The organism is Providencia sp. R33, from assembly GCF_019343475.1.
Taxonomy (GTDB): Bacteria; Pseudomonadota; Gammaproteobacteria; order Enterobacterales; family Enterobacteriaceae; genus Providencia.
This window is the reverse complement of sequence record NZ_CP072454.1, coordinates 85,745-111,732: the sequence shown is the minus strand read 5'-3', so window position 1 is coordinate 111,732 and position 25,988 is coordinate 85,745. Positions and strand designations below refer to the sequence as shown.

Annotated in this window: 39 protein-coding genes; 38 read left to right on the top strand and 1 reads right to left on the bottom strand. The window is 41.3% G+C overall.

Annotated elements, in window-relative coordinates; all coding sequences use genetic code 11:
• Positions 1-103: 103 nt before the first annotated feature.
• A complete protein-coding gene (locus J6836_RS22580; protein ID WP_219249695.1) occupies positions 104-550 on the bottom strand; it encodes a transglycosylase SLT domain-containing protein in 447 nt (148 codons plus the stop codon).
• Between the two features lie 458 nt (positions 551-1,008).
• On the opposite strand from J6836_RS22580, the gene J6836_RS22575 reads away from it, so the two are divergent.
• The 38 genes from J6836_RS22575 to J6836_RS22390 all read left to right on the top strand — a co-directional run bounded on the left by J6836_RS22575 (position 1,009) and on the right by J6836_RS22390 (position 25,937).
• Entirely contained in the window at positions 1,009-1,404 is a 396-nt protein-coding gene (locus J6836_RS22575; RefSeq protein WP_219249693.1) for a relaxosome protein TraM, read from the top strand.
• 149 nt (positions 1,405-1,553) lie between these two features.
• Complete coding sequence (locus tag J6836_RS22570) at positions 1,554-1,871, top strand: hypothetical protein (RefSeq protein ID WP_219249692.1); 318 nt, start codon at positions 1,554-1,556, stop codon at positions 1,869-1,871.
• A 136-nt stretch (positions 1,872-2,007) separates the two neighbouring features.
• Positions 2,008-2,679: a hypothetical protein gene (locus J6836_RS22565; RefSeq protein WP_219249691.1), complete on the top strand. Its 672-nt coding sequence runs from the start codon at positions 2,008-2,010 to the stop codon at positions 2,677-2,679.
• Between the two features lie 81 nt (positions 2,680-2,760).
• The gene (locus J6836_RS22560) at positions 2,761-2,952 is read left to right on the top strand and encodes a TraY domain-containing protein (RefSeq protein WP_219249689.1); all 192 of its coding nucleotides are present in this window, start codon (positions 2,761-2,763) and stop codon (positions 2,950-2,952) included.
• 272 nt (positions 2,953-3,224) lie between these two features.
• Positions 3,225-3,590 (top strand): type IV conjugative transfer system pilin TraA, encoded by a 366-nt coding sequence (locus tag J6836_RS23285; protein ID WP_219249688.1) that lies wholly within the window; start codon positions 3,225-3,227, stop codon positions 3,588-3,590.
• Positions 3,591-3,605: 15 nt separating this feature from the next.
• A complete protein-coding gene (gene traL, locus J6836_RS23280; RefSeq protein WP_255586433.1) occupies positions 3,606-3,914 on the top strand; it encodes a type IV conjugative transfer system protein TraL in 309 nt (102 codons plus the stop codon).
• Positions 3,915-3,928: 14 nt separating this feature from the next.
• Positions 3,929-4,498, top strand: a complete 570-nt coding sequence (gene traE / locus J6836_RS22545; RefSeq protein WP_219249686.1) for a type IV conjugative transfer system protein TraE — start codon at positions 3,929-3,931, stop codon at positions 4,496-4,498.
• Positions 4,482-5,255, top strand: coding sequence for a TraK domain-containing protein (locus J6836_RS22540; RefSeq protein WP_219249678.1), 774 nt, complete (start codon positions 4,482-4,484; stop codon positions 5,253-5,255). Before traE ends, J6836_RS22540 begins: the two co-directional genes overlap by 17 nt.
• Positions 5,242-6,603: a TrbI/VirB10 family protein gene (locus J6836_RS22535; RefSeq protein ID WP_219249676.1), complete on the top strand. Its 1,362-nt coding sequence runs from the start codon at positions 5,242-5,244 to the stop codon at positions 6,601-6,603. The genes J6836_RS22540 and J6836_RS22535 overlap by 14 nt, the downstream gene beginning before the upstream one ends.
• Positions 6,604-6,873: 270 nt before the next feature.
• Positions 6,874-7,365 carry a transcription/translation regulatory transformer protein RfaH gene (rfaH, locus tag J6836_RS22530; RefSeq protein WP_219249675.1) on the top strand — a complete coding sequence of 164 codons (492 nt, stop codon included), beginning with the start codon at positions 6,874-6,876 and terminating at the stop codon, positions 7,363-7,365.
• 22 nt (positions 7,366-7,387) lie between these two features.
• The gene (locus tag J6836_RS22525; RefSeq protein ID WP_219249674.1) at positions 7,388-7,732 is read left to right on the top strand and encodes a hypothetical protein; all 345 of its coding nucleotides are present in this window, start codon (positions 7,388-7,390) and stop codon (positions 7,730-7,732) included.
• A gap of 1 nt (position 7,733) precedes the next feature.
• Positions 7,734-8,093 carry a hypothetical protein gene (locus J6836_RS22520; RefSeq protein WP_219249673.1) on the top strand — a complete coding sequence of 120 codons (360 nt, stop codon included), beginning with the start codon at positions 7,734-7,736 and terminating at the stop codon, positions 8,091-8,093.
• 459 nt (positions 8,094-8,552) lie between these two features.
• A complete protein-coding gene (locus tag J6836_RS22515) occupies positions 8,553-8,900 on the top strand; it encodes a hypothetical protein (RefSeq protein WP_219249672.1) in 348 nt (115 codons plus the stop codon).
• 96 nt (positions 8,901-8,996) lie between these two features.
• Positions 8,997-9,173: a hypothetical protein gene (locus J6836_RS23275; protein WP_219249671.1), complete on the top strand. Its 177-nt coding sequence runs from the start codon at positions 8,997-8,999 to the stop codon at positions 9,171-9,173.
• Between the two features lie 221 nt (positions 9,174-9,394).
• The gene (locus tag J6836_RS22505) at positions 9,395-9,853 is read left to right on the top strand and encodes a hypothetical protein (RefSeq protein ID WP_219249670.1); all 459 of its coding nucleotides are present in this window, start codon (positions 9,395-9,397) and stop codon (positions 9,851-9,853) included.
• A gap of 18 nt (positions 9,854-9,871) precedes the next feature.
• The gene (locus J6836_RS22500; protein WP_219249669.1) at positions 9,872-10,432 is read left to right on the top strand and encodes a hypothetical protein; all 561 of its coding nucleotides are present in this window, start codon (positions 9,872-9,874) and stop codon (positions 10,430-10,432) included.
• Between the two features lie 47 nt (positions 10,433-10,479).
• Positions 10,480-10,749, top strand: a complete 270-nt coding sequence (locus tag J6836_RS22495; protein WP_219249668.1) for a hypothetical protein — start codon at positions 10,480-10,482, stop codon at positions 10,747-10,749.
• A gap of 262 nt (positions 10,750-11,011) precedes the next feature.
• Positions 11,012-11,215, top strand: coding sequence for a hypothetical protein (locus J6836_RS22490; RefSeq protein WP_219249666.1), 204 nt, complete (start codon positions 11,012-11,014; stop codon positions 11,213-11,215).
• Positions 11,216-11,798: 583 nt separating this feature from the next.
• The gene (locus J6836_RS22485) at positions 11,799-12,089 is read left to right on the top strand and encodes a hypothetical protein (RefSeq protein ID WP_219249664.1); all 291 of its coding nucleotides are present in this window, start codon (positions 11,799-11,801) and stop codon (positions 12,087-12,089) included.
• Positions 12,090-12,187: 98 nt separating this feature from the next.
• Positions 12,188-12,589 carry a hypothetical protein gene (locus J6836_RS22480; protein WP_219249663.1) on the top strand — a complete coding sequence of 134 codons (402 nt, stop codon included), beginning with the start codon at positions 12,188-12,190 and terminating at the stop codon, positions 12,587-12,589.
• Between the two features lie 9 nt (positions 12,590-12,598).
• Entirely contained in the window at positions 12,599-13,237 is a 639-nt protein-coding gene (locus J6836_RS22475; protein WP_219249661.1) for a GNAT family N-acetyltransferase, read from the top strand.
• Between the two features lie 104 nt (positions 13,238-13,341).
• Positions 13,342-13,671: a hypothetical protein gene (locus J6836_RS22470; protein ID WP_219249660.1), complete on the top strand. Its 330-nt coding sequence runs from the start codon at positions 13,342-13,344 to the stop codon at positions 13,669-13,671.
• A 74-nt stretch (positions 13,672-13,745) separates the two neighbouring features.
• Positions 13,746-14,309, top strand: a complete 564-nt coding sequence (traV, locus tag J6836_RS22465; protein WP_219249656.1) for a type IV conjugative transfer system lipoprotein TraV — start codon at positions 13,746-13,748, stop codon at positions 14,307-14,309.
• A 1-nt stretch (position 14,310) separates the two neighbouring features.
• The gene (gene traC, locus J6836_RS22460) at positions 14,311-17,022 is read left to right on the top strand and encodes a type IV secretion system protein TraC (protein ID WP_255586432.1); all 2,712 of its coding nucleotides are present in this window, start codon (positions 14,311-14,313) and stop codon (positions 17,020-17,022) included.
• Entirely contained in the window at positions 16,998-17,423 is a 426-nt protein-coding gene (trbI, locus tag J6836_RS22455) for a type-F conjugative transfer system protein TrbI (RefSeq protein ID WP_219249655.1), read from the top strand. The genes traC and trbI overlap by 25 nt, the downstream gene beginning before the upstream one ends.
• Before the next feature lie 9 nt (positions 17,424-17,432).
• Complete coding sequence (traW, locus tag J6836_RS22450) at positions 17,433-18,065, top strand: type-F conjugative transfer system protein TraW (protein WP_219249653.1); 633 nt, start codon at positions 17,433-17,435, stop codon at positions 18,063-18,065.
• Positions 18,062-19,057 (top strand): conjugal transfer pilus assembly protein TraU, encoded by a 996-nt coding sequence (gene traU, locus J6836_RS22445; RefSeq protein ID WP_219249651.1) that lies wholly within the window; start codon positions 18,062-18,064, stop codon positions 19,055-19,057. Before traW ends, traU begins: the two co-directional genes overlap by 4 nt.
• Before the next feature lie 48 nt (positions 19,058-19,105).
• Complete coding sequence (gene trbC / locus J6836_RS22440; RefSeq protein ID WP_219249649.1) at positions 19,106-19,690, top strand: type-F conjugative transfer system pilin assembly protein TrbC; 585 nt, start codon at positions 19,106-19,108, stop codon at positions 19,688-19,690.
• Positions 19,690-21,528, top strand: a complete 1,839-nt coding sequence (locus J6836_RS22435; protein WP_219249646.1) for a conjugal transfer protein TraN — start codon at positions 19,690-19,692, stop codon at positions 21,526-21,528. Before trbC ends, J6836_RS22435 begins: the two co-directional genes overlap by 1 nt.
• Positions 21,525-22,313: a type-F conjugative transfer system pilin assembly protein TraF gene (traF, locus tag J6836_RS22430; RefSeq protein WP_219249640.1), complete on the top strand. Its 789-nt coding sequence runs from the start codon at positions 21,525-21,527 to the stop codon at positions 22,311-22,313. The genes J6836_RS22435 and traF overlap by 4 nt, the downstream gene beginning before the upstream one ends.
• Before the next feature lie 11 nt (positions 22,314-22,324).
• A complete protein-coding gene (locus J6836_RS22425; protein WP_219249635.1) occupies positions 22,325-22,732 on the top strand; it encodes a hypothetical protein in 408 nt (135 codons plus the stop codon).
• 39 nt (positions 22,733-22,771) lie between these two features.
• Positions 22,772-23,071, top strand: a complete 300-nt coding sequence (locus J6836_RS22420; protein WP_219249633.1) for a hypothetical protein — start codon at positions 22,772-22,774, stop codon at positions 23,069-23,071.
• 5 nt (positions 23,072-23,076) lie between these two features.
• A complete protein-coding gene (trbB, locus tag J6836_RS22415) occupies positions 23,077-23,601 on the top strand; it encodes a type-F conjugative transfer system pilin assembly thiol-disulfide isomerase TrbB (protein ID WP_219249787.1) in 525 nt (174 codons plus the stop codon).
• 19 nt (positions 23,602-23,620) lie between these two features.
• A complete protein-coding gene (locus tag J6836_RS22410) occupies positions 23,621-23,965 on the top strand; it encodes a hypothetical protein (RefSeq protein WP_219249631.1) in 345 nt (114 codons plus the stop codon).
• Between the two features lie 119 nt (positions 23,966-24,084).
• Positions 24,085-24,477 (top strand): hypothetical protein, encoded by a 393-nt coding sequence (locus J6836_RS22405; RefSeq protein ID WP_219249629.1) that lies wholly within the window; start codon positions 24,085-24,087, stop codon positions 24,475-24,477.
• A gap of 111 nt (positions 24,478-24,588) precedes the next feature.
• Entirely contained in the window at positions 24,589-25,014 is a 426-nt protein-coding gene (locus tag J6836_RS22400) for a hypothetical protein (protein WP_219249627.1), read from the top strand.
• A 135-nt stretch (positions 25,015-25,149) separates the two neighbouring features.
• Positions 25,150-25,545 (top strand): hypothetical protein, encoded by a 396-nt coding sequence (locus tag J6836_RS22395; RefSeq protein WP_219249625.1) that lies wholly within the window; start codon positions 25,150-25,152, stop codon positions 25,543-25,545.
• A complete protein-coding gene (locus tag J6836_RS22390; protein ID WP_219249624.1) occupies positions 25,542-25,937 on the top strand; it encodes a hypothetical protein in 396 nt (131 codons plus the stop codon). The genes J6836_RS22395 and J6836_RS22390 overlap by 4 nt, the downstream gene beginning before the upstream one ends.
• Positions 25,938-25,988: the final 51 nt, after the last annotated feature.

Below are 25,988 nucleotides of genomic sequence, written 5' to 3'. Positions count from 1 at the left end.
TCGCGCCATAAAGGCGCGTTTCTCGTTTTAATACTAAGCCACATGCATTACTTAATATTGAACCTGATTATAGCGATAAAAAAAGAAAGTAAAAGCGTTAAATTTATTTATTTTGTTTAATATTGAGATAAATGTGATAGACCTCAAGCGCGTATTGATTTCTTTTTTGCTCTTGAACCGCAGATTTTTTTAACCCTGCATTATATGCGCCAACCCCTTTCCAGATATCCCCTTGTATTCGAATAAACTTCGCCAGATAAAATGCCCCCGTGTAAATATTCATGCATGGATCTTGCCTTAAATGATTTTCGGTAATGCCATACTGCGCTAACTCATTAAAGTTTTGCGAATGAATTTGCATTAATCCAATAGCGTATCGTGTCGAGGATGCTTGATTAATCGCATTCGGTTGGAATGAACTTTCACGAAAGGCAACCGCCCGTAATAAATCAGGGTCTATTTTATAATCTTTTCCTGCTTTATCATAGCAATCGAACGAAAATGAAAATGGTGAAAAAATTAATGCAATGAGAATAAAGATCATTCGCATGTAAAACCCCATTAAATAATGAATTATCTTAACTCAGAATCGCCCATTTTAATTAAAAAATAAAGCACTATTTAAATGCAAGCCAAAAGAAAAGAGGAGCAATAAATACGCTCCTCTGACATTAAGACATCACACCCCACGCAAAATTTTATTTTGCAAGAATTTATCATTAAATCATGGTGTTAATTGAAAATAAATGGGTGAGAATTTCAAAAATCTTTGTGTTAAGTGCTAAAACAGTGCTGAATTGTGGCTAAGTTAGTGCTGTTTTGTGGCTATTATGTGGCTAATCTAATAAAAATATTAAGTTATAAATATCAGTGCTCTATTGGTGCTTAGCTTTTAGCACTAAAGTAGTGCTTAAAAAATCCATGATTAGCACTTTTAAAGCACTAAAAATGTGATAGTATTAATTATTATAGGCACTCAATTAGCTCTAAGATAAATAGGTTAAATAAATGGCAAGACAAAACGTATATATGTCACAAAAAGTTTATGATGCAATTAGAACTATTGTTGATGAACGGCGAGCTGATGGGGCAAGTCATGCAGACGCAAATATGTCGAGCGTTTGTTCTGAAATGTTGGATATTGGTGTTCGAGTGACAATGAATTTAAAAAAGAAGGCTGAAGAAACTGATGATGATGGAATGACATGGGAAGAGCTTTATAAGAAGCAAATATTAGAAGATTCAACCAAGACACGACAATGCATTCAAATGATTTTTCAGATGTTATTTAATATTAATGAAATAAAAGAAGATAGTCGCTATGATTTTAGGGAAGGAATTTCAGAGATGAAAAAGGAGACTGAAAAGCTGATTGAGCAATTTTTTGATATTAACGATAAGTGATATTAGTTATGAAAACATATTTATATAAAATTTAGAACAGTATTATTAATCATTAATAAAAGCTAATTTATATTGAGTGTGTTGAAAAACTTTAAAACAGAGCTTAATCTATATTAGATGAGTATTTTTCTTAGAGTTAGGAGTAATATATGGGATTATTTAACACAGAGCCAAAAATTTATCGAAACTTTGACAAGAGAGTATTTATTGGAAATTCAGTAAGTAATGTAAAGTCAATTATAAATTTAGGATTGGTTAAAGCATCTATAACAGTTCAAGCTGGTAAATTTTTGAATGATGATGAGTTTTTAAAAAATGAATTAATGAGTATTTCTATTGAAAATGGTGGGAATGCAATTATTAATTTTAGAGTGGAAACAGGGCCAATCCAAATAGTAGGTAGTAGTTGGATCTCAAGCTATATTATAGCGTATGGAGATGCAGTTTTTATTGAATATAATGATTGATTTAATCTGTAAATATAGGTATATTTACCTTAAGTAATGTTAATTGCTTAATTGAAATTTAAGAGTCGCCCAATAAAGGAGGTACGAACTCCCTTATTGAGCTAAACAGATAACCGAAGCCTAAGAGGATGGTTACATGTCTATTCATGATCCTATTGATCTCGACGCAATAAAACAAGCGGTTTTTCGTGAAAACCTACCTAATTTTTTAAATCATGCTTATTTTTGGATGATTACTGACCAAGATAATCATGTCTTATCCTGTAGCTCTCATGAAAATGTTAACTCAATTTTAAATTCTATAAAAATCCCACCTAAAAGTGATAAATTTATATTTCCATCTATTGAATTGGTTCCACTTCCTCATTCTAACATTGCAATATCATTAGAAGTTAATTGTTTTAAAATGATAATTAATAGTCAAATTGTTTTTTTGAGAATGTATAACTTTATTAGAAATACTAATATTAAATTTAGAATTTTTTATTCTGACCTTTTCACTAGGAAAGATAAGTTTGATAATAAATTATATTTTTCAGATTCGATTAATAGATTACAACATACAACTCCATGGATAACATTTACAGAACATGAATGGACTGTGGGATGGTTGATTATTCATAGGTTAACAAATAAAGAAATAGCTAAAATTACAAATAAAAACATTTACACGATAAATGATACTGTGAGTCGGATACTAGGTATGTATAAATTGGATCTATATGATCGTTATTTGTTATCTGATGTAGGGCTTTATCTTTATTGGGATTGCTATGTGCCACTATCACTTTTAAAAGACACTGTATAAATTCACACCCCAAGCGTAGGGGTGTCCGAGGATTTTTTTTTTATATATGATGGTTTCATGGTTAAGGAAAATGAGATCCCCATGAAAGAAAAAGAATATAAGTCGGTCACAATAAGTGTGCCGATTAGTGCTGAAACAAATCGTTTATTAACAGAATCCGCCAAACGAGCACGACGCTCTAAAAAAGTCGAAGCCGTTTTACGATTATCTGATCATCTACGACTTGTTGAACATTTAGAAGGACATTACCAAGAGTTATTAATTAAATATTAATAACTCGATTATTGGTTTTATTCCTTTTTTGAATTTTATTTTTGTTGGTTACACACAGCAACGGGATCGCTTTGCCTAAAAAATGGTAGTGCACACCCGGAGCGGTAGCTTTACCCAAAGCCAGGGAAAATTATCGCGTTTTATTTCTTTATCTTTTTACGTGTTATTTTTTGTTTTATGGATAAGGGAATAAAACGAGCTAATTAGCTCAATTGTTGTTTGAAAGACTTTTTATGCTTATTCAATCTATCACTTAATAAAAGGATATAAACATGAGTCAAATTGCTATTGATTCACCAGTCACTAAGCGCAAGGGTATTTTTGCACGTGCTTGGGCTTCATTGAACTCCAAAGCGGCAAAATCGCTGTATAAATATGTCGCTGCACCGTTAATCTTATGGATGGCGGCACGTGGTTTTGCGCAAGCAGAAGACTTGGCGAAAGCGGGGGCAGGCGACGCTGGTGACACCTTCGGTGAAGGGTCATCCGTGATGTATTACATCATGATTGGTGAAGCGGTTCTGGTTTTCTTAGCGTTTATGCGAGCACAAAACCCAGCGTTACTCCTGTTAATTCCTGTCTTTATTGTGGGAACCAAAATCGTCTTTGGTTTAATCGAAGCACCTACAGGCGGTTGATGGATTAGGAGTTGGATGATGGAAGACGAACGTGCACAGCGTTTCATTTTCCCTCAGACATTAACCGAGCAAGGCGGTATTCTCCCATTACCCAATGATGAAACCGCCGTTCTACTAGGCCCCATGACATGGGGCTTTTATGACGGACATTACATGACTGGCCTGGTGGTTGGTACGTTGCTCTGGTATGCCCTGAGGTACTTCAAAAAAGGGCGGGGAAGTCAGTGGTTACTCAATGCGTGTTACTGGTACTTACCCGCTTACTGTTTCAAAAGCATTTATAAATCTCTCCCTGACTCTGCGTTCAGACTTTATTTAAAATAAGGAAGGAGGCTGCCATGAAACTGAGCGCAGCTAAATCCGCCACGAAATACACCTCGATACTGTTTATTACACTGACCTTTATGTTAGGCCTCAGTTTGACAGGTAATATTTTCGCGTGGCTGAGATTAGATGACTTACTCAATAGTCGACAAGAAACCTATATCCCGATGTTCTTTGATACACCATTTACCTTAACTCGCTCACATGCGGATGCGAACTACCTTGAATCCGTCGCACAATCATTACTTTTTCTACGCTATAACGTCAGTCCCGAATCGGTCAAAGCAAACCATCAATCTTTATTACGGTATGTGGCAAAAGAATCACGTCCCGAAATGCAAGATGTGTTAGCGGTCGAAGCCAAAGAAATTATCAATAACAACGTCACCTCTGCCTTTTACATGACCAAACTGGAGGTCTACCCCTCTGACGGCATTATTGATATTCAAGGTGAGCTGAAAACGTGGATAGGTAAGCGTGAATCGTTGCCTGAATATAAGAAATTGCGGTTGCATATCAAGTATGCCAATGGAATTAGTGAAGTGATCAGCTTTGAGGACATCATTGATGAAGAAAAAAAGTAACCCAATAAAGCTTCTTTGTCTCGCATTAGCATTTTGTGGTTTTGCGTCAACGATACATGCCGAACCTATGGCTCAGTTGCCAACTCAAATCCCCGTGTCACCCGATTCTCAAATTAAAGTAAATTTCAGTAACAGTGAACCGAATATGTTGGTTGTACCAGGGGATCGTATTGTGGCCATCGATAGTGCACAAGGGATGTTTATCAACGGTAATCAAAAAGGAGCGACAGGCGTTTCGAATGGCGGCGTGGTATTAATGACGGCACAAACCAAGCCGTTTACCTTTTTCGTCAGAACCGCAGGGGGCTTAACGGTGTCGGTTGTCGCAGTTCCACAAAAACGCGATGGTCGTGTACTGCAACTGATATCCAATCAACCGGCACAAAGTGCCGTAGCAAAACGCTGGGAACGCGCTTTACCGTATCCGCGCGTCTTAGTTGAAATCCATAAAGCGTTACTGAATCAACAAACACCGAATGGGTTTATTTTAGCGCCTGTAACGGCCTTACCGTCATTCCAATTACCGTCAGCTTATCGGGTGACGGCAAACAAAATGTGGAATGGGGGTGAGTTGCGGGTATACCAACTGGATGTGATGAACACCAGTTCAGTCTCACAACCGTTAAGTGAGCGATTGTTCAATCAGCACGCTGTTCGCTCAGTCGTTATCTATCCGTATAGCGATACTGTGTTAGCAGGTGCCACGGCAACGGTCTGGTTAACCGTCAGTAATGAGGTTGAAAATGGCAAATATTAATGTCCGAGCAAAGCGAAAACAAACGGCACTTTTTGTATTACTGGCCCTAGGTTTATCGGGTATAGGTGGCGCTGCGTGGTACATGAGCTTACCATCAAAACCCAAAACGGCCACGAAACCCGTGCGTCCTGCACCGAATATGACGGGGGTCGTCACCTCCTCATTTGATAAGAATGTCGGAAAATCGGCCATGGCCGACTTGCAATCCACAGCATCTCAAATGGATAAGCAAATGAAACAGGTCAATGCGCGTATCGCTAAGCTAGAGCAAGAAAACAAAGCGTACCGCGATAAAATCGAGCAGCAAGATAAAGACTTAATCGCACTGCAAGACGATATGACCACTATGGGAAGCAATTTGATACACGGTGAGTCAAGTAATGGTGTGCCACAACCGCAGCAATTGCCTGTAGGCACCTTACCGACGCCTAACGTTCAAGCCAACCAACCGATTATTCCGCCGCCAACGGCCTTTTATCAAGGCGGGCAATACCCTGTCGGGCAACCGCAAATTAATGTCAATCCGGTATTAAAGCAAGGTTTATCCTCGATGACGATTGAGTATGAGGATGAGCAAGAAAATACCGATTTGCCCGACTTACCCTACATCCCGTCAGGGAGTTTCGCTAAAGCCATGGTGATTGAAGGGGCCGATGCAAATGCTTCCGTGACGGGAAACAGTAATCCTTCCCCGATGCAATTTCGGTTAACGGGAAAACTCATCATGCCAAATGATGAAGAGTATGACTTAAGTGGTTGTGCGGTGACGGCGGGGGTGTATGGGGATATTTCCAGTGAGCGCGGATTAGTTCGCACTGACCGACTCTCTTGCAAACTGTTTGGTCATACCGTCGATATTCCCTTTAAAGGGCATGTCTCTTTTATGGGTAAAAACGGGATTAAAGGGGAGCCTGTCATCCGAAATGGCCAATTAGTGGGTTATGCCTTTGCAGGCGGATTTATTGAAGCATTAGGCTCAGGTATTTCTCAAGTGGGTTCAACCTCTGTGGGAATGGGAGCCAGTAACACCACCACGTTTGGTGATGCAGCTCGTGGTGGTGTCGGAGGTGGGGTGCAACAATCCGGTAAAATGGTTTCAGAATATTTGATTAAACGTGCTGAGCAATATCATCCCGTTATTCCGATTGGGGCAGGCATTGAAATTACCGTGGTTTTCCAAGAAGGTTTTCAGTTGAAGTTCGTTGAACAAATGAAGAAAGCTAAATCGGAAAAACAAGGCAATGACTCACTGCAGAGTTCCATTAACCAAGGTATTACCGTTTCAAAACAAGCCTTAGAGCGGATTTCTTTAGGGGATACTATCCCGATGGAGAATGCCCCGCAGTAAAGCAATTTTTTTCTTCAATTCTTAATTCTTAATTCTTAATTTTCAGTGTCTTCATTCAGGTACAACCCAATGCAAAACCGAATTCGTCAGCTAAAAAAGCGGATGCGTATAAGTACGCTACTTATGATGCTCATTACGATTTGTCCGGCCGCGTTATTTGTTTCCCACCATGTGAGTTGGGATTCGGTCATTTTTTTAGCGATTTACAGCGGGTTAAGTGTTTGGGTTGTACAAATCCTGAGTGCTGACCATCAACTAAAGTGAGTCATCATGGAAAAATGGTATTTGTTGTATTGTAAACGTGACCAAGTTTTACGCGCCATTGAACATCTTGAACGTCAAGGGGTGAGCGCGCATAACCCCACGTATAAAACTGAAAAAATGGTAAGAAATCGCCGTAAGACTGTGATGGAGCCGTTATTCCCCAACTATTTGTTTGTGAAGTTCGATTACGAAGTGATCCATTTTTCGACCATTAACTCAACACGCGGTGTGAGTCACTTTGTGCGTTTTGGTCAGAGTCCCGTGATTGTCCCCAATGAAGTGATTGCAACAATAGTTGTTCCTGATTTCGTTAAAGAGTTGAGTGATAACTTGCCACAAAAAGGGGATGAAGTAGTGATTACAGACGGTATTTTTGCGGGAATTCAAGCGATTTATAACGAGCCAGATGGTGAGGCGCGTTCCGTCTTATTACTGAATATTCTCAATAGAGAAGTTCCCAAAGTTGTCGATAACCGCAGCTTTGAAACTATTAAATAACAGGCTAAGGAGACAGGTACTAATGGAATCAATGACTTTTCCGATACTTGTGATTGCCATTATATTCTTAGGGGTAGCACTAGCTGGGGCTATTCGTGCAGGTGAAGCTAAATTTGGGATGGGCTTAGCTGTTATTATTATCATCATGGTTTTTATCTATTTCATCGCTTTTGGTGGTGAGAATAAAACTGAAAAGATAAGCAAGGGTGAGTATTACTCAACACAGTGCCAGCTGATTGAAATCAACATTGATAATGGATTGTTTCAATCAAATACTAATAAGCTCAAGTGTGGTGATGTGATTGAAAATGTCACTGTTGATGAATATCAAGAAGCCATACAAGCCTATAAAGGTAATGGTGATTAAAATGGGATTCGTTGTTTTATTTTTGTGCTTGGTTCTTTTAGGGATGTGTGTTGTTGGTAAGATAATGTCAGAAGAGCCACTTCTCGGTCTGTTTTTTGGCTTTTCCTTCGTGATACTTTTCATTATTTTGGGAAGCGAAGCTTACTCACTAATGAAAAATGGAACGCCCAAGCTAATTGAACAAGGGCGATATTACACAGAGGAGTGTCACATCTTAGAAACAGACGTTGAAATTAATCCTGTCTATCCACATACGCATAAGCTTCAATGCGGCCCGATACCTATAATTAACTATGTTGATATTCAATCCTATCGCGAAGCTGTCAAGGCGTATCAAGACAGCTTAATGATTGAAGAGTAATTGCTTCAGTAAAATAAAAGAATCTAGCTTATTCAATATCATTCTTAAGCGTGAATATTTGTTAGAAATGGAGCCCTAATTTATTAAAATTTAAACTTATTTAAGGATAGAGGCATGCTCGAAATATATATTGGTTTTTTCGATAATAGAACGTATGTTGGTGCTTACATTTTAACTATGATAAGCATTTGTGCTTTATCATTTATGATAATGTTATTTAGAAATAAAAAAGAAAATAAAAGCCTCGCGAATAAAATATTAAATATTCTAGATGGGGTTAATGTTGTTATGTTTTTCTTTTTTGCTCCGTATCTTTTCTATATGATTCAGTCAATGTTCGGACTGTTCTTTACTATTGTTATAATAATAGTATACATAGCCTTCTCGGTAATGATTCTGCTTAAAGCTTATCAGCGAAAATTGATTAATAAACCGTAATACATTAAAAAAAGGAATAGTATGCTTATTATTGTTGTTATTTTGATTTGCCTTGCTGTTGTATTGTTTTGGGTTTTTATTCGTGCAATCAGTGAAGGTAATACTCCACGGATTATAGTTAGTCTTACGTTAATGGGGATTGTTTGGGGTTTAAGTATGGTGATTGGTTATATAGATAATCAAGAATCACTTGCTGATAAGGGGCATTATTATCAGTCTGAGTGCCAATTAATTGAAACTAATATCGATAATGGATTATTTCAATCAAATACTAATAAGCTCAAGTGTGGCGATGTGATTGAAAATGTGTCAGTGGATGAATATCAAGAGGCGATCAAGGCTTATAAAAAATCACAAACTAATCGCTAAGTTCAAAATTAATAAAATGAGAAAATAATGGAACGATTGCAAACTATTATAATTATTTGTGTTATTGGTGCATTTGGTTTTTTGGGTGCGAAATTAATGATCTATTGGGACCAGAACACAGAGTATCGCCGCATCAATAATTTTATAAAACATTGCACGTCACCTGTACAGCATGAATTGGCAGATGGGTTATATCGTTATCAGTGTGATGCGGGTTATTATACCAGCTCATTATCACCTGAAAAGTTTCAAGAATTAAAAGCGAATAAATGAATATTCATTATTTACTGTTGTCCTACCTAATTTGTTATCCACTTTATTTCAATAATCCTATTTCAAATATATCGAGGTAAAGCGTTACTCTGAATTGTCAATTATCAAAACGGTGGAAAAAGAGAAGGGGGTGTTTTACTTTTTAGGGGATGATAAAAATCAAATTGAAGTTAATAAAATAGACTATGATTTGGCGATAAACGCTTATAAGGAAAGTCAACGTGAAAAATAAAAAGTTATTTAACTATATTATGATGGTAAACAATATTCCTGATCACGTGTTTAATCAAAGGCAAGCTAGAACATTTATTTTGACCTATCTATTTATCGTTGTTGTTATGGTTTATATTTTAAATTGGATAGGCTCTCTTTTAATTAATGATTTAAATCTACCAGTTTATGTTTCAGTAATTGTTCTTGCGTTTATTATTGCTGCCATTATGGGCGTTAAGTTTAATTTGGCAAGCAAGTTCCCTGATAAATATGAACGTTTAGATAAACTCCTCAGCCAATATAAGCCAAATAATCCAGAAGCATACGACCATTTAAAGAAAGAAACGGCTAAAAATCCGGATGACTTCCCTGTTTATTTGGAGGAGTGGATTGCGGTAGAAAAAGAAACGTATAACGAATACAAAGCTAAACCAAAGCACTACCAATTTACGGACAGTAAAAAATAGGTCATATAAGGGGATGTGATGAAACGAACGTATTTACCAACGGATGGCGTTTCCTTAGCAAGCATTGTAGCAAAAGGGACGCAAAATAATGACTGGAATGGGGCGGGTGTTGGTGTCGGAAGTGGTGGTCTCGTCGTTGGCGGTGCAGCGGGACAATCAGTATCACGATCTGAACTAGCCAGAAACTTAGATGTACTGGAAAAGGCACCAAAGCTTAGGCCTGCAGACTATAATGTATTGGCAATTCCCATGTTTTTTATCATGTTGCTATTTATGGTTATGCCCGTAATAAATATCGAAAAATACCAAATGATTACCAGTATCACACTGATTGTTCTTGGTATAGTTTGCACTGCGGTGTATGGCATTTACTTTTCGGGAGCTAGAAATAAAGAAATAGAGGAAGAAAATGCTAGTTTGAAGCGTGAATTTGAATTGAAAAAAACTATTTATTATCGATTGCGATTTGTTGAGTCTGATTTCGTTGTCTTTGACCCTGTGACGGGACATTGGGCTTATGCGGAAAAATCAAAACTCATAGCACTAATAAAAAAAATCAAAAATAATATTGATAAGTAAAAATGGAATTAATAATTTTTTAAAGTTTAATAAAAGGTAATGTGAGTATGGAGATAAACCCAATTTGGATTTTCTTTTATGTGGTGATTTTTTTTGTTGCTCTTTTAGCTTGGTTAGCTTACTCGGGAAAACGTGAGGATATTGAAAAACATATTCCAAATGGTGAGCGGTATTCTAAGCTTGAAATTTTTAAGTCAATTGAACGACATGGGGGAATTATCTATTACTTGGGTGATGAAAATAATCAAATCGAAGTTTCTAAAATAGATTACGATTATGCAATTAAAGTTTACCAAGAGAGTATACGTAAAAAATAAATCTAATTGGAGGTGTTTATGAGTAATTTTATATTTGGTTTAATTGTTGGTTTTGGTGTGGCTCTACTCATTGGTTACGTTGCTAATGTAAACAGCTTGAATGAAGGAAAAGCCTTTTAAAAAACCTGTCCAGAATATCGGGTTGAAGTGGATAATGATAAGTATAAATTATCGTGTGAAAGCGGATATGTAGAAATGAGTACATACGGTTATTTAGAATTCATCAAGCTAAAAGAATCTTTAGCTAATAATTAAAATTACTATGAAACGCAAATTAAAGATTAACTGGCTAGGGCGCTGCGTGGTTTGTGGCAGTGAAAATAGTATTGTCGAAACCGAATTTGGCTCAGAAGACTTACTGTTTGAGAAAGATAAAATCACCTGCTCGGGCTGTGCTCATCAAGGCATTGTGGTCGTTGAAAATGGCGTTGCCTATGCAATTTGGAATACCCCTAAATCGGCTTGAGATTCATTTCATTATTTGGATTTATACTCAACCTATAAATTTCAACTAATGATAAAGCCAATTAAATAATGGAATTCATATGTTAACTTTTATGCAGTATATCATTTGGTTCTTAATATTCGTGCTTGCTTGTATGGCCATATTTTCAATAATTCACCTTTGGAGGACAGAACGTATATTGGGTATTATATGTGTGGTGTTTTGGCTTTCCCTGGTCGCGGGGGGAGTATGCAGCTGGAATATGGCAAGTCGAGGGCAGTTTGATAAACTCAATCAATTCGAATTACAGTGTCATACTCCCCTGAAATCTGAGATAGCGACTGAAGATTATAGATACTCTTGTGATGTAGGTTATTTTATTAGCTCATTGTCACCGGATGAATATATTACCTTAAAGAAAAATCAAGATTAGCCTATATTGGTATTGCACTATCTGCGGCGGTGTAACTACTTATGCTATTTTCAATACTCTTGAATCAGTGTAATACCCGAACAATACGAAGAGAAGGATTAAATTCATTTCAGCCTTCGGGTTCGTATTTACCCCTCATGTATAAATGACCAATATAGAGTGATAATACTTATGTTTAATCATCATAGTGTCGACCAAAATATTACGTCAATTCAGCCCTGCAACCCCAATCATCTAGTGAAGTTTCAGGACCGAGAAGGTAAAACCTATCTTATTCAAACCTCGCTTATTCGGCTCGTTGAGCCCATTAAAATAAGAGTCAGCGCAGGTGAATACAAAGAAAACGCCTTTATTAAATTCACCAATGACAAATCAATTGAATTGGAACTGACAGTTGAAGAGTTGTTTTCCCAAATTAAAGGGCGGTTAAGCACCTCTATTTCTAATGATGATTTGAGTTAGTGGTGAAAGAAATCTGAAAAATAAAAGTTATACGAAATAAAATGTCAATTAATCGGATAAAAAATATTATTAGATTTTATTTAACTAAAGGAATAAATATGCAAATTTTTAATCGTAATAAACAAGCGCAGCAAGCATTAGAAATTGAACGACTTAACCGAGAGATTGAACAGTTAAAACATGAAAATAAGGCCTATCAGCAATTTGTTGAGCAAACGTATTACTACGCTGGAAACTATCCCTCAATTAAATTGGTTAATGAATTTCGTTATTTTTCGCCATCTGTTGAGTGCGACAAAAATTATGCGATTGAAATATACAGTCTGGTTCAAAATTACCTTTATCGTTATTTAACGGCGTATTTAACTTTATTACAAACTATCTCGCCAATCCGTGCGAATGATTGGGAACACACCTTCGAGCTGTTTTTAAAAGAAATCAAGGACAATATTGATAAGTATCCTCCGCGTCATCTTGAACAATTTAATGACTTTAAATAGGTGTTATTCATGTGGTTGATAAATAAACTTAATTTATTCGATAAGTTGGTTGTTAAACTTAAGTTGTTATTGAATAAAAGACGAATACTTCGAGGTTATCGCACTTCCTATGTTCAAGTTGGTGATACCGGACGATGCCTAGCCATTTATAAAGAGGTTGAGTTAGGGAAAGCAGTTGTGTCTATTCAGGGAAACGAATTGTATCTTCGCTACATTTTTATTCACCCCTTATTTAGGCGAGAAGGTATTGGCAGCATATTAATAGAACGGCTTATTAACCAATTTCTAGGCAGTGAGGTTATCTGTTTTAAAGGAAAAGTTGACGATGAATCAGTTTTAAGCTTTTACACAAAGCTAGGTTTTACCTTTGATAGTAATAACATGATATATCGCTCTTTAGAGGACAATACAGTGGAGCAACTTGTTAAATTTAGAGACTTTAATACGTTTACTCTCTCGATGAAACCTGATGATTATTTTAGTAAGCAATTGGCGTGTGAAGCCCTTAATTTATGGCTTGCAGAGAATAAGGCACTGAATATTAAAATCATCAATATCGAAACAGAAGAAGATAAGTCATCCAGTTCTATCATGAGGATGGGGCGATCATTTCAAGGTATTCGCGTGTGGTATACGACAGAAACATAACATGATCCCCAGCTTAAATTTAATTCTGCACAATCGTTGGAAACTTATTTATCTCACAAATTACATTATTACCAGCTACTTAACTTTGTTTCATTGGAGGGGGTATGACCAGTCCTGAAGAACGACTGTTTCAATTTAAAGTGATGCGCACCTTTGAGATTATTAATTTTCTCATCGCAATAGTGAGCATGAGCGTTTGGGGGAGGGGCTTCTTTATCCCGTCACCTCAATATCTTAATTATATTCCCTTGCTGTGTGCGGCAAGCACGGTGGTTGTTTTCGTTTGTTTAGGTTTAGGGCAATACTCAAAACCAGATTATCTTGCTGGGAAAGTGGGATTTCCTTCACACAAGAAAATGGTCCTATTTATCGTCAAATGTATTTTTGTTTATGTGCTTTTCTTTTCTATAGGACTCGCCATTAAGCACAGTTAGATAACATTGTTTTATTCGACATTCTTCGTCGCACCTCCTCTTTTTACCAACTCTGTATCCAAAAAGGTTTAATTATGAAAAAACTCCTCATTCTAGGCGCATTAACCCTGCTCGCTGGTTGTACAGCAGGGATGAAAGACTCCTTTGATTGTAATGCCACTGCGCAAGACAGTTGCATGACGATGGAAGAAGCCAATCAAAAAGCGGCACAGCAAAATGTGACATGGAACCATCCTGCTAATGGGGAGGGCGCATCCCAAAAGCGAGCTGAGTTGCCGCGGTTAGCGCCGTTGGCAACACCTATTGTACCTGTCGTGACAACGGCATCCACCTCTGGGGCTGTTCGTTCTGCTCCCCAGGGTAATAGGGCGTCATCACAGACAGTTGCCGCGTTGGGTGCATTTGAACAACCTGCAGCCCCAGTTAAAAAGTCCGTGCCGCCGAATTCACTGCCGCCCGTTCAGCACCCGACACAAGCCTGGGCGAGTTGGGGCGATATTGGCATGGCGCCACCTCAACGTTTACCGACAAGCACTGCGCGTTTATGGATAGCGCCGTGGATAGATGAGCAAGACAACCTGTATCAACCTGCGGTTGTCTCTTTTGTGGTGAAAGATGGTCAGTGGAGAGTCCAGTAACATGAACGAAAAACCGTCCTTAATCGATAAACTGCTTGCCCCATTTTTACCTAAGTCAAAAGACATTGTGTTTGATGACGAGCCAGAACCGGTGTCGTTACAAGAAGCATTATTCAAGAACTTATTTACCGCATGGCGAGAGCCGGATGGAAACAAGCGGGCGGCTGAAGCCTTGGATAACATGGATTACCCCTCCTTTTGCAGCCTCTTACCGTATCGCAATTATGATGCAAAATCCGGCTTGTTTATCAATAAAACCACCATTGGTTTTGCATTAGAGTGCACGCCTTTAGTGGGGGCCAATGACAAAATTGTCGATGCGCTGGATTATTTTCTGCGCAATAAACTTCCTCGCAAAATCCCCTTAACCTTTATGTTATTGGGAAGCAAGTGCATCAGTGAGCAGTTAGGGTATGGGCTGAAAGACTTTGGGTGGCAAGGAGAAAAAGCAGACCAATTTAACCATATCACCCGGGCTTTTTACGAGCGCGGTGCGTTGGTGGGATTGAATAACAAACTCAATTTACCGCTATCGTTACGTAATTATCGGTTGTTTGTGTGTTATGCCGAAGAGCATAAAAAAGCCGATGCCCTGACATTACAAAAAGTGAATCAAACCCTCAGTATCGTCATGGAGTCCTTGGCAGGCGCATCCCTGCATTGTGAGCAAATGAATGACAAAGGGTTGCTGCAACTGGTACGTGAAATCAGTAATTTCCGGCATGACCAGATTGCATTGCCAAGTAGCCACGTTGACCCGTATGAGGCATTGAATGACCAATGTGCTGACCGTTCGTTAACGCTAGAAATCCGCCCCGATGCCATTCACCAGTCGTTGTCGATGGAAAAAGGGCAAAAAAGCCAAACCCGTATCATGAACTATATGCTGGAGAAAAACCCGACCCAGTTTGCCTTGTGGCAAACGGGCGATAACTTGAGTAACTTGCTTGATCCTGCCTCCAGTGTGTCGTGTCCGTTTGCCATTACGATGACCGTGTATGTCGAAGATTTGGTGAAAACCCAAAACGAGGCCAAGAAAAAGTTTATCACCAATAACAGTCGGGCCAACTCCAAGTACATCAATTGGGTGCCAGGGGTAAAACGTAAAGCCGATGAGTGGAAGGGCTTGCAGAGTGGACTCGATACGAACCAAATTGCCCTCGCGCGTTACAGTTACGGCATCACCTTATTTTGCGAAGACGACGATGATAAAGCGTTAAAAGCGGAAATGGCGTTGATGAATACCTACACCACCAATCGCTTAACGTTGTGTCCACCGACCTTTATGCAATTACGTAACTACTTGGCGCTCTTTCCTTTTGTCATGCAAGAGGGACTTTGGGGCGATATGGTACGTTCAGGTGGCACACTCAGGGCCAAATCGTTTAATGTCGCCAATTTATTGCCGGTTGTCGCCGATAATCGAATTTGCCAAAAAGGATTACCTATTCCGTCATATCGTCACCAACTCTCATTTCTCGACATTTTTGAGCGGGGTTCAGGTCTCGGTAATGACAACTTTAATGCGGCAGTTTGTGGCACGTCAGGCAGTGGCAAGTCGTTCATCATGCAAGCCCTCATTCGCCAAGTCCTAGATGCGGGCGGTTGGACGTATGTGCTCGATATGGGGGATTCGTATAAAGAGTTGTGTCACAGTCTCGGCGGTGTTTATGTCGATGCGCGAGACCTCAAATTCAACCCGTTCGCGGGTGTGGTGGACATTAAAGAGGCGGCGGAAAGTATCCGTGACCTGTTGATTGTGTTGGCTAGTCCATCAAGCAGCATGGATGATGTGTCTAAATCCATCCTACTTAATGCGGTTCAAGATGTGTGGGAAGGAAAAGCCCCAAGCGGACGTAAAGAGAATCAAGTCCTGATTGACGACGTTCACGATTACCTCGAAGCCCAAGTGAAAGCGGCTTATTTTGACCCGCAAAGTACGGTCCAAAATAAGATGCAAGAAATCATTGTGTCATTGAAAAAATACACCACCAAAGGATTGTACGGGGCGTATTTTAACAGTGACAAACCGGCACTGAATGAGCAAGTGCGCTTTACGGTGTTGGAAATGGGCGGGCTGCAAAACAAACCTGATCTGTTAGCGGCGGTCATGTTCTCCATGATGATTTTCATCCAGCAACGGATGTATTTATCCCCGCGTAATATCAAAAAACTCGCGGTGATCGATGAAGGTTGGAAACTGCTGGATAACAAGGGCGACTTTGTTGCTGACTTTATTGAAGGCGGCTATCGAACGGCCCGTAAATACGGTGGCTCGTACATTACTATCTCACAAGGTATCGACGATTTTGACGGTGATGGCGCCAGTACCGCCGCGAAAGCCGCGTGGAGTAACTCCTCCTTCAAAATTATCATGCGCCAAAATATGGAAGCTTTCCGTAAATACAACCAAAAAAATAATGACCAATTCAACCCCGTTGAACGCGCCATTGTTGAAGGGTTCCCTGCAGCGGGGGATGCGCACTTTAGTGCCTTTATGTTGCGGATTGCGGGGCGCTCCTCGTTCCATCGGCTAGTGACTGACCCGATTAGCCGGGCGTTGTACTCAACGGATGGGGATGATTTCCAATTTCGTGAAAATCAAATCGCCCAAGGACGATCCCAACAAGAGGCGTTATTGGCGCTGGCTCAACGCAAATTCCCACAAGAAATGGAGACCTTATCCCAATGGCAGACACAAACACGACATTAGTCGACAAGGCACTAAAAGCACCTGCTCGGGGCATGAACCGCCGCCGTAAACAATGCTTAAAAGCCATGAGCTTTTTTATGATCATTGCGGTGGTTCTGAGTTTCAGTATTTCGGTGTTCGTGGTGCGCTGGCTTGCCCCTGTCACCGTCACTTTCGACATGACGGGCACGGTCAATCAATATCAACAACAAATGGCCCTGCAGTTTAACGGTGAAAATCCGTTCAGTGAGCAGCAAATCGCGGAAGCCACTCACCGTTTTCAAGTGGCGCTCAGTGACAGTTTATCCGAGTACCAGCAAATGCATCAGGCCCTGATTCTCGTCACTCCTGCGGTGGTGATGGGCGCAGAAGACATCACGGTCGATATTCAAGCCGCAATTGCCGACAAAATGGCGCAATAAGGAGGGGAAATGAAGCGATTACGACACGCTACATTAGCAATCTTGTTTTGTTTACCTTCTCTTGTTACCGCCAAAGACCTCGGGGTATGGGGGGATGTCTACCCCGTTCAAGAGCAAAGCATGTTGGACTTTATCCAGGGGCGGTTAAAGCAGATGGAGGGTTCTGGGGAAATCGCGCAGATGCAGCAAGATTTTAAAGACCGCGTGATTGAAAATACCCTGCGTCCACCGCCTGTGGATTGGCTTAGCACCGATACTGAATCCCATACGGTGTGGTATGACCCGACGTTTACGGTTCAAGGCGATTATGCTGACCACAATGGCGTGGTGTTTGCCCGTCAAGGCGACAAAATTAACCCGCTCAGTCACGTGGCACTCGGGCAAACCCTGTACTTTTTAGATGCGGATGATCCGCGCCAAATCGCGTGGATGAATGCGCAACAGCCTGCGACCTTACGTTACAAAGTCATTTTAACGAGCGGCAATATCAAGGAAGCCACACAGGCGCTCAATACGCGCGTGTTCTTTGACCAAGGGGGTAGTTTAAGTCGCCAACTTGGGCTTCAGTACATTCCTGCAGTCGTCACCCAAGAAGGTGACAAGCTCAAAATCGTCTCGGCGGCAATGCAGGAGGGGCGATGAGTAAACTCACCCGTTGGTTACTGAGTGCTTGTGTACTCGGTTGCGTGACAATGACAACGCCAGCCAAAGCCGATGTGATGTGTGAGGGGAATTTCGTTAACCCGATCACCGATATTTGTTGGGATTGTTTGTTCCCCATGACCATTGGTAATGTGCCTGTGTTTCCCGGTGTGGCTCCGGATACGGAAAACCCGTCCAGTCCTATCCAGATTTGCCCGATGGGGATTTTATACCGTATTGGTCTCGCCATTGGCTATTGGGAGCCATTTGCACTCACCGATGTGACCCGCTCACCGTATTGCATGGTCAATTTAGGGGGATTTAACATCAATGTCGGCAAGATGGGCGGGGGGAAAGGCACGCAAAATGACCCTGCGACCCAAGGAGCGTTCTACCATGTGCATTGGTACAAATACCCGCTGACCTATTGGCTCAATATCATTACTTCGGCAGGCTGTTTAGAGCGCGGGGATATGGATATTGCTTATTTGTCCGAGCTAGACCCTTTATGGAATGACAGTTCCTTGTCGTCGATTATTGCCCCTGAAGCGTTTGTGTTTGCCAATCCGATTGCGCAAGGCGCCTGTGCCGCCGATGCGATTGCCAGTATTGGCAGTAAGCCCTTAAATGCGCTCTTTTGGTGTGCGGGCTCACAAGGCAGTATGTATCCGTTTACGGGGTATACCAGCAATCAATTTAGTCCACAGGCTTCATCGGTTCTGCTGTCCGAGCGCATGGCGTTTAAGTTACATCGACAAGGTTTGGTGATGAACAGCATCGGGAAAAACCAGGAGGTGTGTTACACCTACCCGTCACCGATTATCCCCAAAGACCGTTATCGCTATCAAATGGTGAATATGTACCCTGATACCGCGCAGTGTCATCCCTTTGGTCGTTCGGTGATGCGTTGGCAAACGGGGCATGCCTCACCCAACAGTCGTCAAAACTTCGGTTATCTCATCTGGCGTAAACGTAACTGCGTTTTCCTCTAACACGAGGTCCTTTTCATGAAACCTTTTTTCTTTTTGTTCGCAAGCCTGATGCTTGCGCCGACCAGTCACGCCTTAACGGATGACCAACAGTTTTTAGAACAAATGCGCGACCAAAGCGCGGCCTTGCTCGACCAGTCCTTGCCGCCCGATGGCTTTAAACCCCCAGAAATCTCCGCCAAGGATAAAGTCTGGATTGATAGCTTATTAGCCAAACAGCAGCAAGCGCAGCAACAGGCCGCGAATACCGCTAAAGCCCAAACTGAGCAGGAAAGCCCCTTTGTCTACTTTGTGTCGTTTTCTATTCCTGAAGCGGGACTCAAACAGATGGTGCCAGAGGCCACGCAGCTTGGTATCCCCACTTTGATTAATGGGTTGATTGACAATGATTTTCGTAAAACGGCCACGGCGGTGTTTGAACTGACCAAAGATAACGGTGAAGGCGGCGTCCAAATCGACCCCAAAACCTTTACCCAATATGGCGTTACACAAGCGCCTGCACTGGTCGTGCGCTGTGAACAAGGCTTTGATGTGTTGTACGGAAATATTCGTTTGTTATCCGCCATCGAGCGAATTGCCAGCAGTGGCGATTGTCATGAAGTTGCACGAGATTGGCTGGTATCGAAGGAGCGATAATGAAACGGTTATTGATTGTGTTGTGTGGCTTGGGTGCAGTGTCACTTGGGGTTGCGGCCAATGATTATAAAGCGGGATCGGAATTTGCTAACGGTCTCAAAAACACGGGTACAAACACGATAAAAAACACCAACCCCGCCAATATCATTCCGAACTATACCGCTAATCCATCCGAAAGTGGCTATTACGGCGGTGTGACGTCAGGCGCGGCCTCGGGATTGGAAAATGCGGGTGTCAAAGCGATGAATGACACGGAGGCGGGGCAAACTACCATGGAGGTGATGAAAAATCGCCCACCGGATAAGTTGGATTTAGACGCGCCGTTCTTAAAAGCGGGCATTGATATGCGGGAAAAAGCGGAGTCAGAAAGCGGGCAAATTACGGTGCCCTGTCAGGATGTGACGCTGGATAAAACCGAAATCACGTCACACCAATGTGAGCGAACGCCCGCCGCCAGTTTAGCCTGTACTCGCACAGCCAAAATCACCTGGGAGGAGGTTGACGGGTGGGAAAACCAAACGATTGTTGTGCCGCCCTCTGATTTTGCTTACCACTGGCATGGTGACCGCTGGTCGTTTTCTTTTAAATCCCCCGTCACGGGCACCATTCAAAGTGCAACCTTAACACTGAACTCGGGATTTTTATTTAATCAGCATGTCATTTTTATGAATACGACGTTTCAAATGTTAAATGCAAGTCGCTATACATTAAATGCACGAAATATGGCGTTGAAAGAGGGAGAAATTATTGCCTCCAATCGGATTTGTGTCGGTAACAATGGCGAATTGTGCCAAGTCGGTATTCAAGAATTGGTCTATCAAGCTTTTGCGTCGACAAAAACCGCGACCTTAACCTTAAATATGATGGTGACGGTCAACGTTAAAACGCCATCACCGAAAATTGAATGGGTTGAACATTGTCCGTTTGATAAGTCAGAAGAAGTGAAAGTGGAAACCCAATGTACGGAAAAAGGGGGTACTAAAACGGTCACGGTGGGTGGTAAAAAGTACGATGTTTACAGTGAATGTTGGCAGTACACCGATTATTACGCCAAGCAGTCGGCAGATAACGGCAGCTGCGGTGATTACATGAAAAATCCCGCCTGCACCATTGTGAAAACCACTTGCATTGAATCTGTTGGCAGTACCTGTTTGCGTGAGCAAGCGGTATTTTCCTGTGAAAAAGGGCTGACCGGAGGCGGGAAAATGTGCGGTGTTGAACTGATTTGTGCCAGTGGTGAGTGTGACCAAATCAAGAATGACAAGGCTAATAGCTTTCAAAAAGCCGTGTCCGCGTTAGCGGCCGTGGCGGCTGCAGGGGAAGATGTGGCAGAGCTCAACGATGTAAACGTCAGAGCCTTTACGGGGCAGCGTTATACCTGTCGTAAAGCCGCAGCGGGGTTCAGTAATTGTTGTAAAAGTGGCGGTTGGGGGAGTGATGTGGGGCTGGCGCACTGTGACAGTGAAGAAAAAGCCTTGGGGAAAGCCAAAAGCCGCAATCTCACCATTTATGTCGGTTCATATTGCTCGAATAAAGTCCTCGGAGTGTGTCTTCAGAAGAAAGAAGCCTACTGCGTGTTTGACAGTAAACTGGCCAAAATCGTGCAAGAGCAAGGACGTGGCGGGCAACTGCGCATTGGTTTTGGCAGCGCCAAAAACAGTGACTGTCGTGGTATTACCGTCGATGAGTTGCAGGCCATTAACTTTGACCGACTCAACTTTGCCGATTTCTATTCCGATTTAGAGTCTGGCTCTGATATTCCCGCAGATCAAGAATTGATTGATCGCGTGAAAAATCAAATCGCCAATGGCCTACAAGGTCAGGGAGGGCAAGGATGAAACGACATTTAGTATGGGGACTGATCGGACTGGTGATATCAATCACCGCACAGGCCGACAACCCCCAACAAGTGGAAACGAAAACCTATGTGGATGAACCCATCGTCGGTTGGCACTGGTACAACGAGCCGCAGCCTGAGGAGGATGAGGAGCCACCTGAACCTGAGCAAATTCCGCTGTCCAGTTTATCCCCGACACTGCAAAAAAAAGTGATGCAAAAATTGACGGAGGAAGCCTTAGATACCGCGATTATGCAGCCTTCTCCACAAAATGCCCTGCGATACATGGCGTATCAACGTTTTTGGCTAGAGCAGTCCGGTAAATTTGAGCGGTCGGTGAAAAAAGGGTTATTGCTTGACCCTGCCCTTGATTACAACTTGGAACACAGTCACTACAACAGTACGGTGCCATTGCAATTATCCCAACTGCAAAATAAGGAAAAAGCCGCTATTCAGTCATTGTCCTCTGAGTATGGCGTGTTTTTCTTTTATCGCGGGCAAGACCCACTGGACAACCAGTTAGCCACGGTGGTGCGGGACTTTGCGCAATCACACAACATTGCACTTATTCCCGTGTCGGTTGATGGGGTTCGCAGTGAAGCGTTACCTGACACGCGACCGGATACGGGGCAAGTCGCCAAAATGGGTATCACCCATTTTCCAGCACTGTTCCTCGTTGACCCCAAAAGTGAACATTACCAACCGCTTGCGTATGGGTTTATGACCCAAGATGCGTTGGCACGTCGCTTTTTAGATGTTGCAACAGATTTTAAGCCTAACTATTGAGGAGGGGCTACATGATGAAAAGACATCAAAAAATACGTCGTTCACGTCTGTTTCAGATCTATGCACATGGCAGCGTGACCGCGTCATTCGCGTTAAAGCTCATTTTTGGTGAGATTAAGCGTTATTTTTCCGTTATCACACGGATCACTTGGTCGAGTTATCGCGCCGACAATGAAATCCATGAATTAGTGATTGACCATCAGGAAGGGCGATTTGTTCTGACGATGGAGTGTGGGCTTGGTCCAACCGTTTTTACATCAATCACAGAGGAGGACATTGCTTTAAACCATAAGCAAGTCGAATTCGTTGACAGTGTCGATATTTTCCATTTTGTTCGAATGCTCATTGATAAATACCGACTTAACACCTTGAACATTACCGATGATCAACTGATTTTTACTGTGTCTGAGAGTGAATGACCAGCTTAGTCATTTTTTAGTTACTAAGGATAGATAAAGATGAAACCGACGTTCAAAGAACGATTAATTGAAAATACTTTGATTTACCTTGGCATCACCCTGATTTTTGCCTCACTGATTTTCTATGGCTTGATTTACCTGTTAATGGACATACGTCATCAAATACTCAGTGAGTCGACGGTGCAAACGCTGCAACTAATCCAAGATTCAGGCATGGTGTTCTTGTTTGCCATTGGGGCGGCAACCAGCTTAGCAGGTCTGTTCTATGCCGTGATTAAAGCCTGGCAACGTATCAAAGCCCCCACAATCTTTCCGGAGGATGAGGAGAAAACATCGTGAGAATAATGATGTTAGTGATGATGCTGTGTTTCAGCGGTTTAGTGCAAGCGAGTGTACTGGACGATATTGCAGAGCTTGAAGCCCACAAAACTGCCCCTACGGAGCGTGAAGCAGTCATTGAAGAAGAAACACCCCCTTCAAAAACCAATACCGTTACGGTTAAACCGTACCGATTACCCAATGGAAAAGTGGTGAATTTAAATGATTATACCTTGGTGTTGTTTATGCAGGCCAAGTGTCCGTATTGCCAGCAGTTTGATCCACAATTAGCTTTATTGTCGATGCAAACGGGATTTAAGGTTTTCCCGTACACGCTTGATGGTCAAGGGGATATGGCGTTTCCCAATGCGATACCTGCACCTGCCGAAGTCGTGCAGACTTTTTTTGGGGCTGGAATGCAAGTCGTGACGCCTTCTGTGTTTTTAGTTGAGGTGAATACGCTACGGACTTACCCCCTATTACAAGGCCTGACCGATATGCAGGATGTGATTAATCGGATAAACAGTAACTTAATGTTGGCGACACAATAAAGGGACAAAGGAGGCTTAAATGAGCGAAAAAATAAACCCACGTATTGAGCGCGATATAAAACGAAAAAATGACAATGTGGTTTATGCATATCTTCATGTGGCTTTTTTCTTTGCGGCTGCAACATTGTTCACGTTTTACTTTTTTAATGATTTCTTGATTACAGAGGCGGGAAAACCTGAAAATGCAACCTGGTTGACAGCACAAGTGCAATCGCAACTGAAGTTTGCATTTCGCTGTCTTGGTGAGCTGTTTTTTGTGTTAGCACTTTCAAGTCTCAGTATTGTGTTTTTTTATATGGCCGACAGACTCATTTATAAGTATATACAACGGATTAAAAAGAAGTTCGCTAAAATACCTAATTAATTCAATTCAGTATTCTGAGTCACTTCAGTACTCAAATATCTCAATATCAATTATTCCGTTTCTGACTCATTCCCAATGAGCCAGCCATAACGTGTAACTTCAATTTAAGGAAATTAACCATGAAAAAATGTTCAGAAAAAATGAATTTTGACGCAAATGCCGTTCGTGGTGTTGTGTCATTTAGTGACGCATTAAAAGAGAAAGTCACGGCTGATACGCCCTATAAGAAAGCATTAAGGCCGCATTTTTATTCGTTTGCCTCATTGTTGTTATCGGCCTACGTATCGTGGGTGCTCTTAAATGCCTTTTTTACACCGTGGATACTGAAAATTGCCAGCAAAATGAGTGGGGCGGAGTCATTACCGGGGGTGCTGATGTCTCAGTTTGCGTATCTCATACCATTAACCCTTCTGAGTTTGGCGTTAGGGAGAGTATTACTGATGGCTTGTATTTATGGTGGTATTGCGCTCAATATCGTAGATGTTTGGATGAAAAGACGCAATGCAAAATAAACGTTCAGTGAATTTTTATCCAATTGAAACTATGGTGTTTATTTCTGAGTCATCAAACGAAGTGAGTAGGTTTCGGCCTACTTTTACTGAAGAATACAAAAGGCCATCATCATGAAAAAATCACAGATTGACATAAATAGGGATAACCCAGCCAACTTAGCAAATTTAAATAATCAAGATGTTGATTTAAAGAAGCAGCGTAAAAGATTGGAAATGGAGGGTGCTTTTAATATTCAAACTTACCACGCCAGCATTGTGAATTTTATCGGCTATGTTTTTGCCGGTTATGCATCTTGGGTATGGTTGCATTTTATTTTTAATTCGATTTGGCCAAGCTTAGGCGACGTACCCGAACATGAAATTAGATTCAAAGATTTATGGAATATCATGATGTATGCCATGCCTTATACTTTTTGGGCTTTGGCGGCGAAACATTTCGCGATAGTGTTTATATATAAGGTGTCTATGTGGCTTGATGCATTGCATTCATGGTTAAAAAAGAAATTTCAAAATAAAGTCGGTGGTGATATTCAGTAAGTTAATGTGACTCCTAGCGTTATTTGCTACCGGCATTATTTCTTTGTTACCCATCGAAAAATCATTTCTAACACCTTACTTGGGTTTTGGTGGGGTTATGACTGCGCCCACCAAGCCCCACAATCGGAATTTAAAATGACTAACACGCCATTAAATCAAGCCTCTCAATGTGAGAGTCAAACGAATGAAAGAGCAACATTACAAACAAAGTTACATGAATTAAAGGAGGAACAAAAAGTAATACACACACCGTTTTACCGTTCTTTTCTTAGTTTAATGGGCTATATCGTTGCTGGGGTTGCGTTATGGACGTTAATGCACTGGCAGTTTGGGGTTGTTTTTCCAGGTAATGTTGATGTTCCGAATGATAAGTTACGATTTAAAGACATTTGGAATGTTGCGATGTATGTCGTGCCTTATTGTTTTTGGGGTATGGCAGCCAAAAATGCGTGCATTATGCTCATCACGCTATTGAATATCTGTTATCTCGAATTTGAGTTATATCTCGTGAAAAGGAAGTTAGCCAAATGAAAAAGCGAGATTATCACATCATCGACCCACTGATTGAGCCACTAGTGAATACATTTAATCAATGTGGTTTCACTACGTTTGCGTCCTGTCAAGGGCATCGTTGGCCCGTAGACCATACAGAACCTTATATTGCATTTAAAGCCGAACCAAATAAAGCAGCACGATTAGAAAGACGACTCCGTGAAGAGATGATATCTATCAATTCCTCACTTAGATGGGCATGGAAAATTGATGGTTGGTTTAATCGACAGTATGAGTTGTGCTTTGCTTTACGCGCATACGAGGTGAAATGGTGGTATTACCGCTACTGGCGGCCGTCAATCAATCATGACTTTGCGGTTATCGAGAAGATGCTCATCACCGAGTTTGGTTCTATTTTTCCAATCCAATAAAGCGGTTTAGTTCGTTATCACTTTTAATCTCACTTTACTCTTTAATGCCGA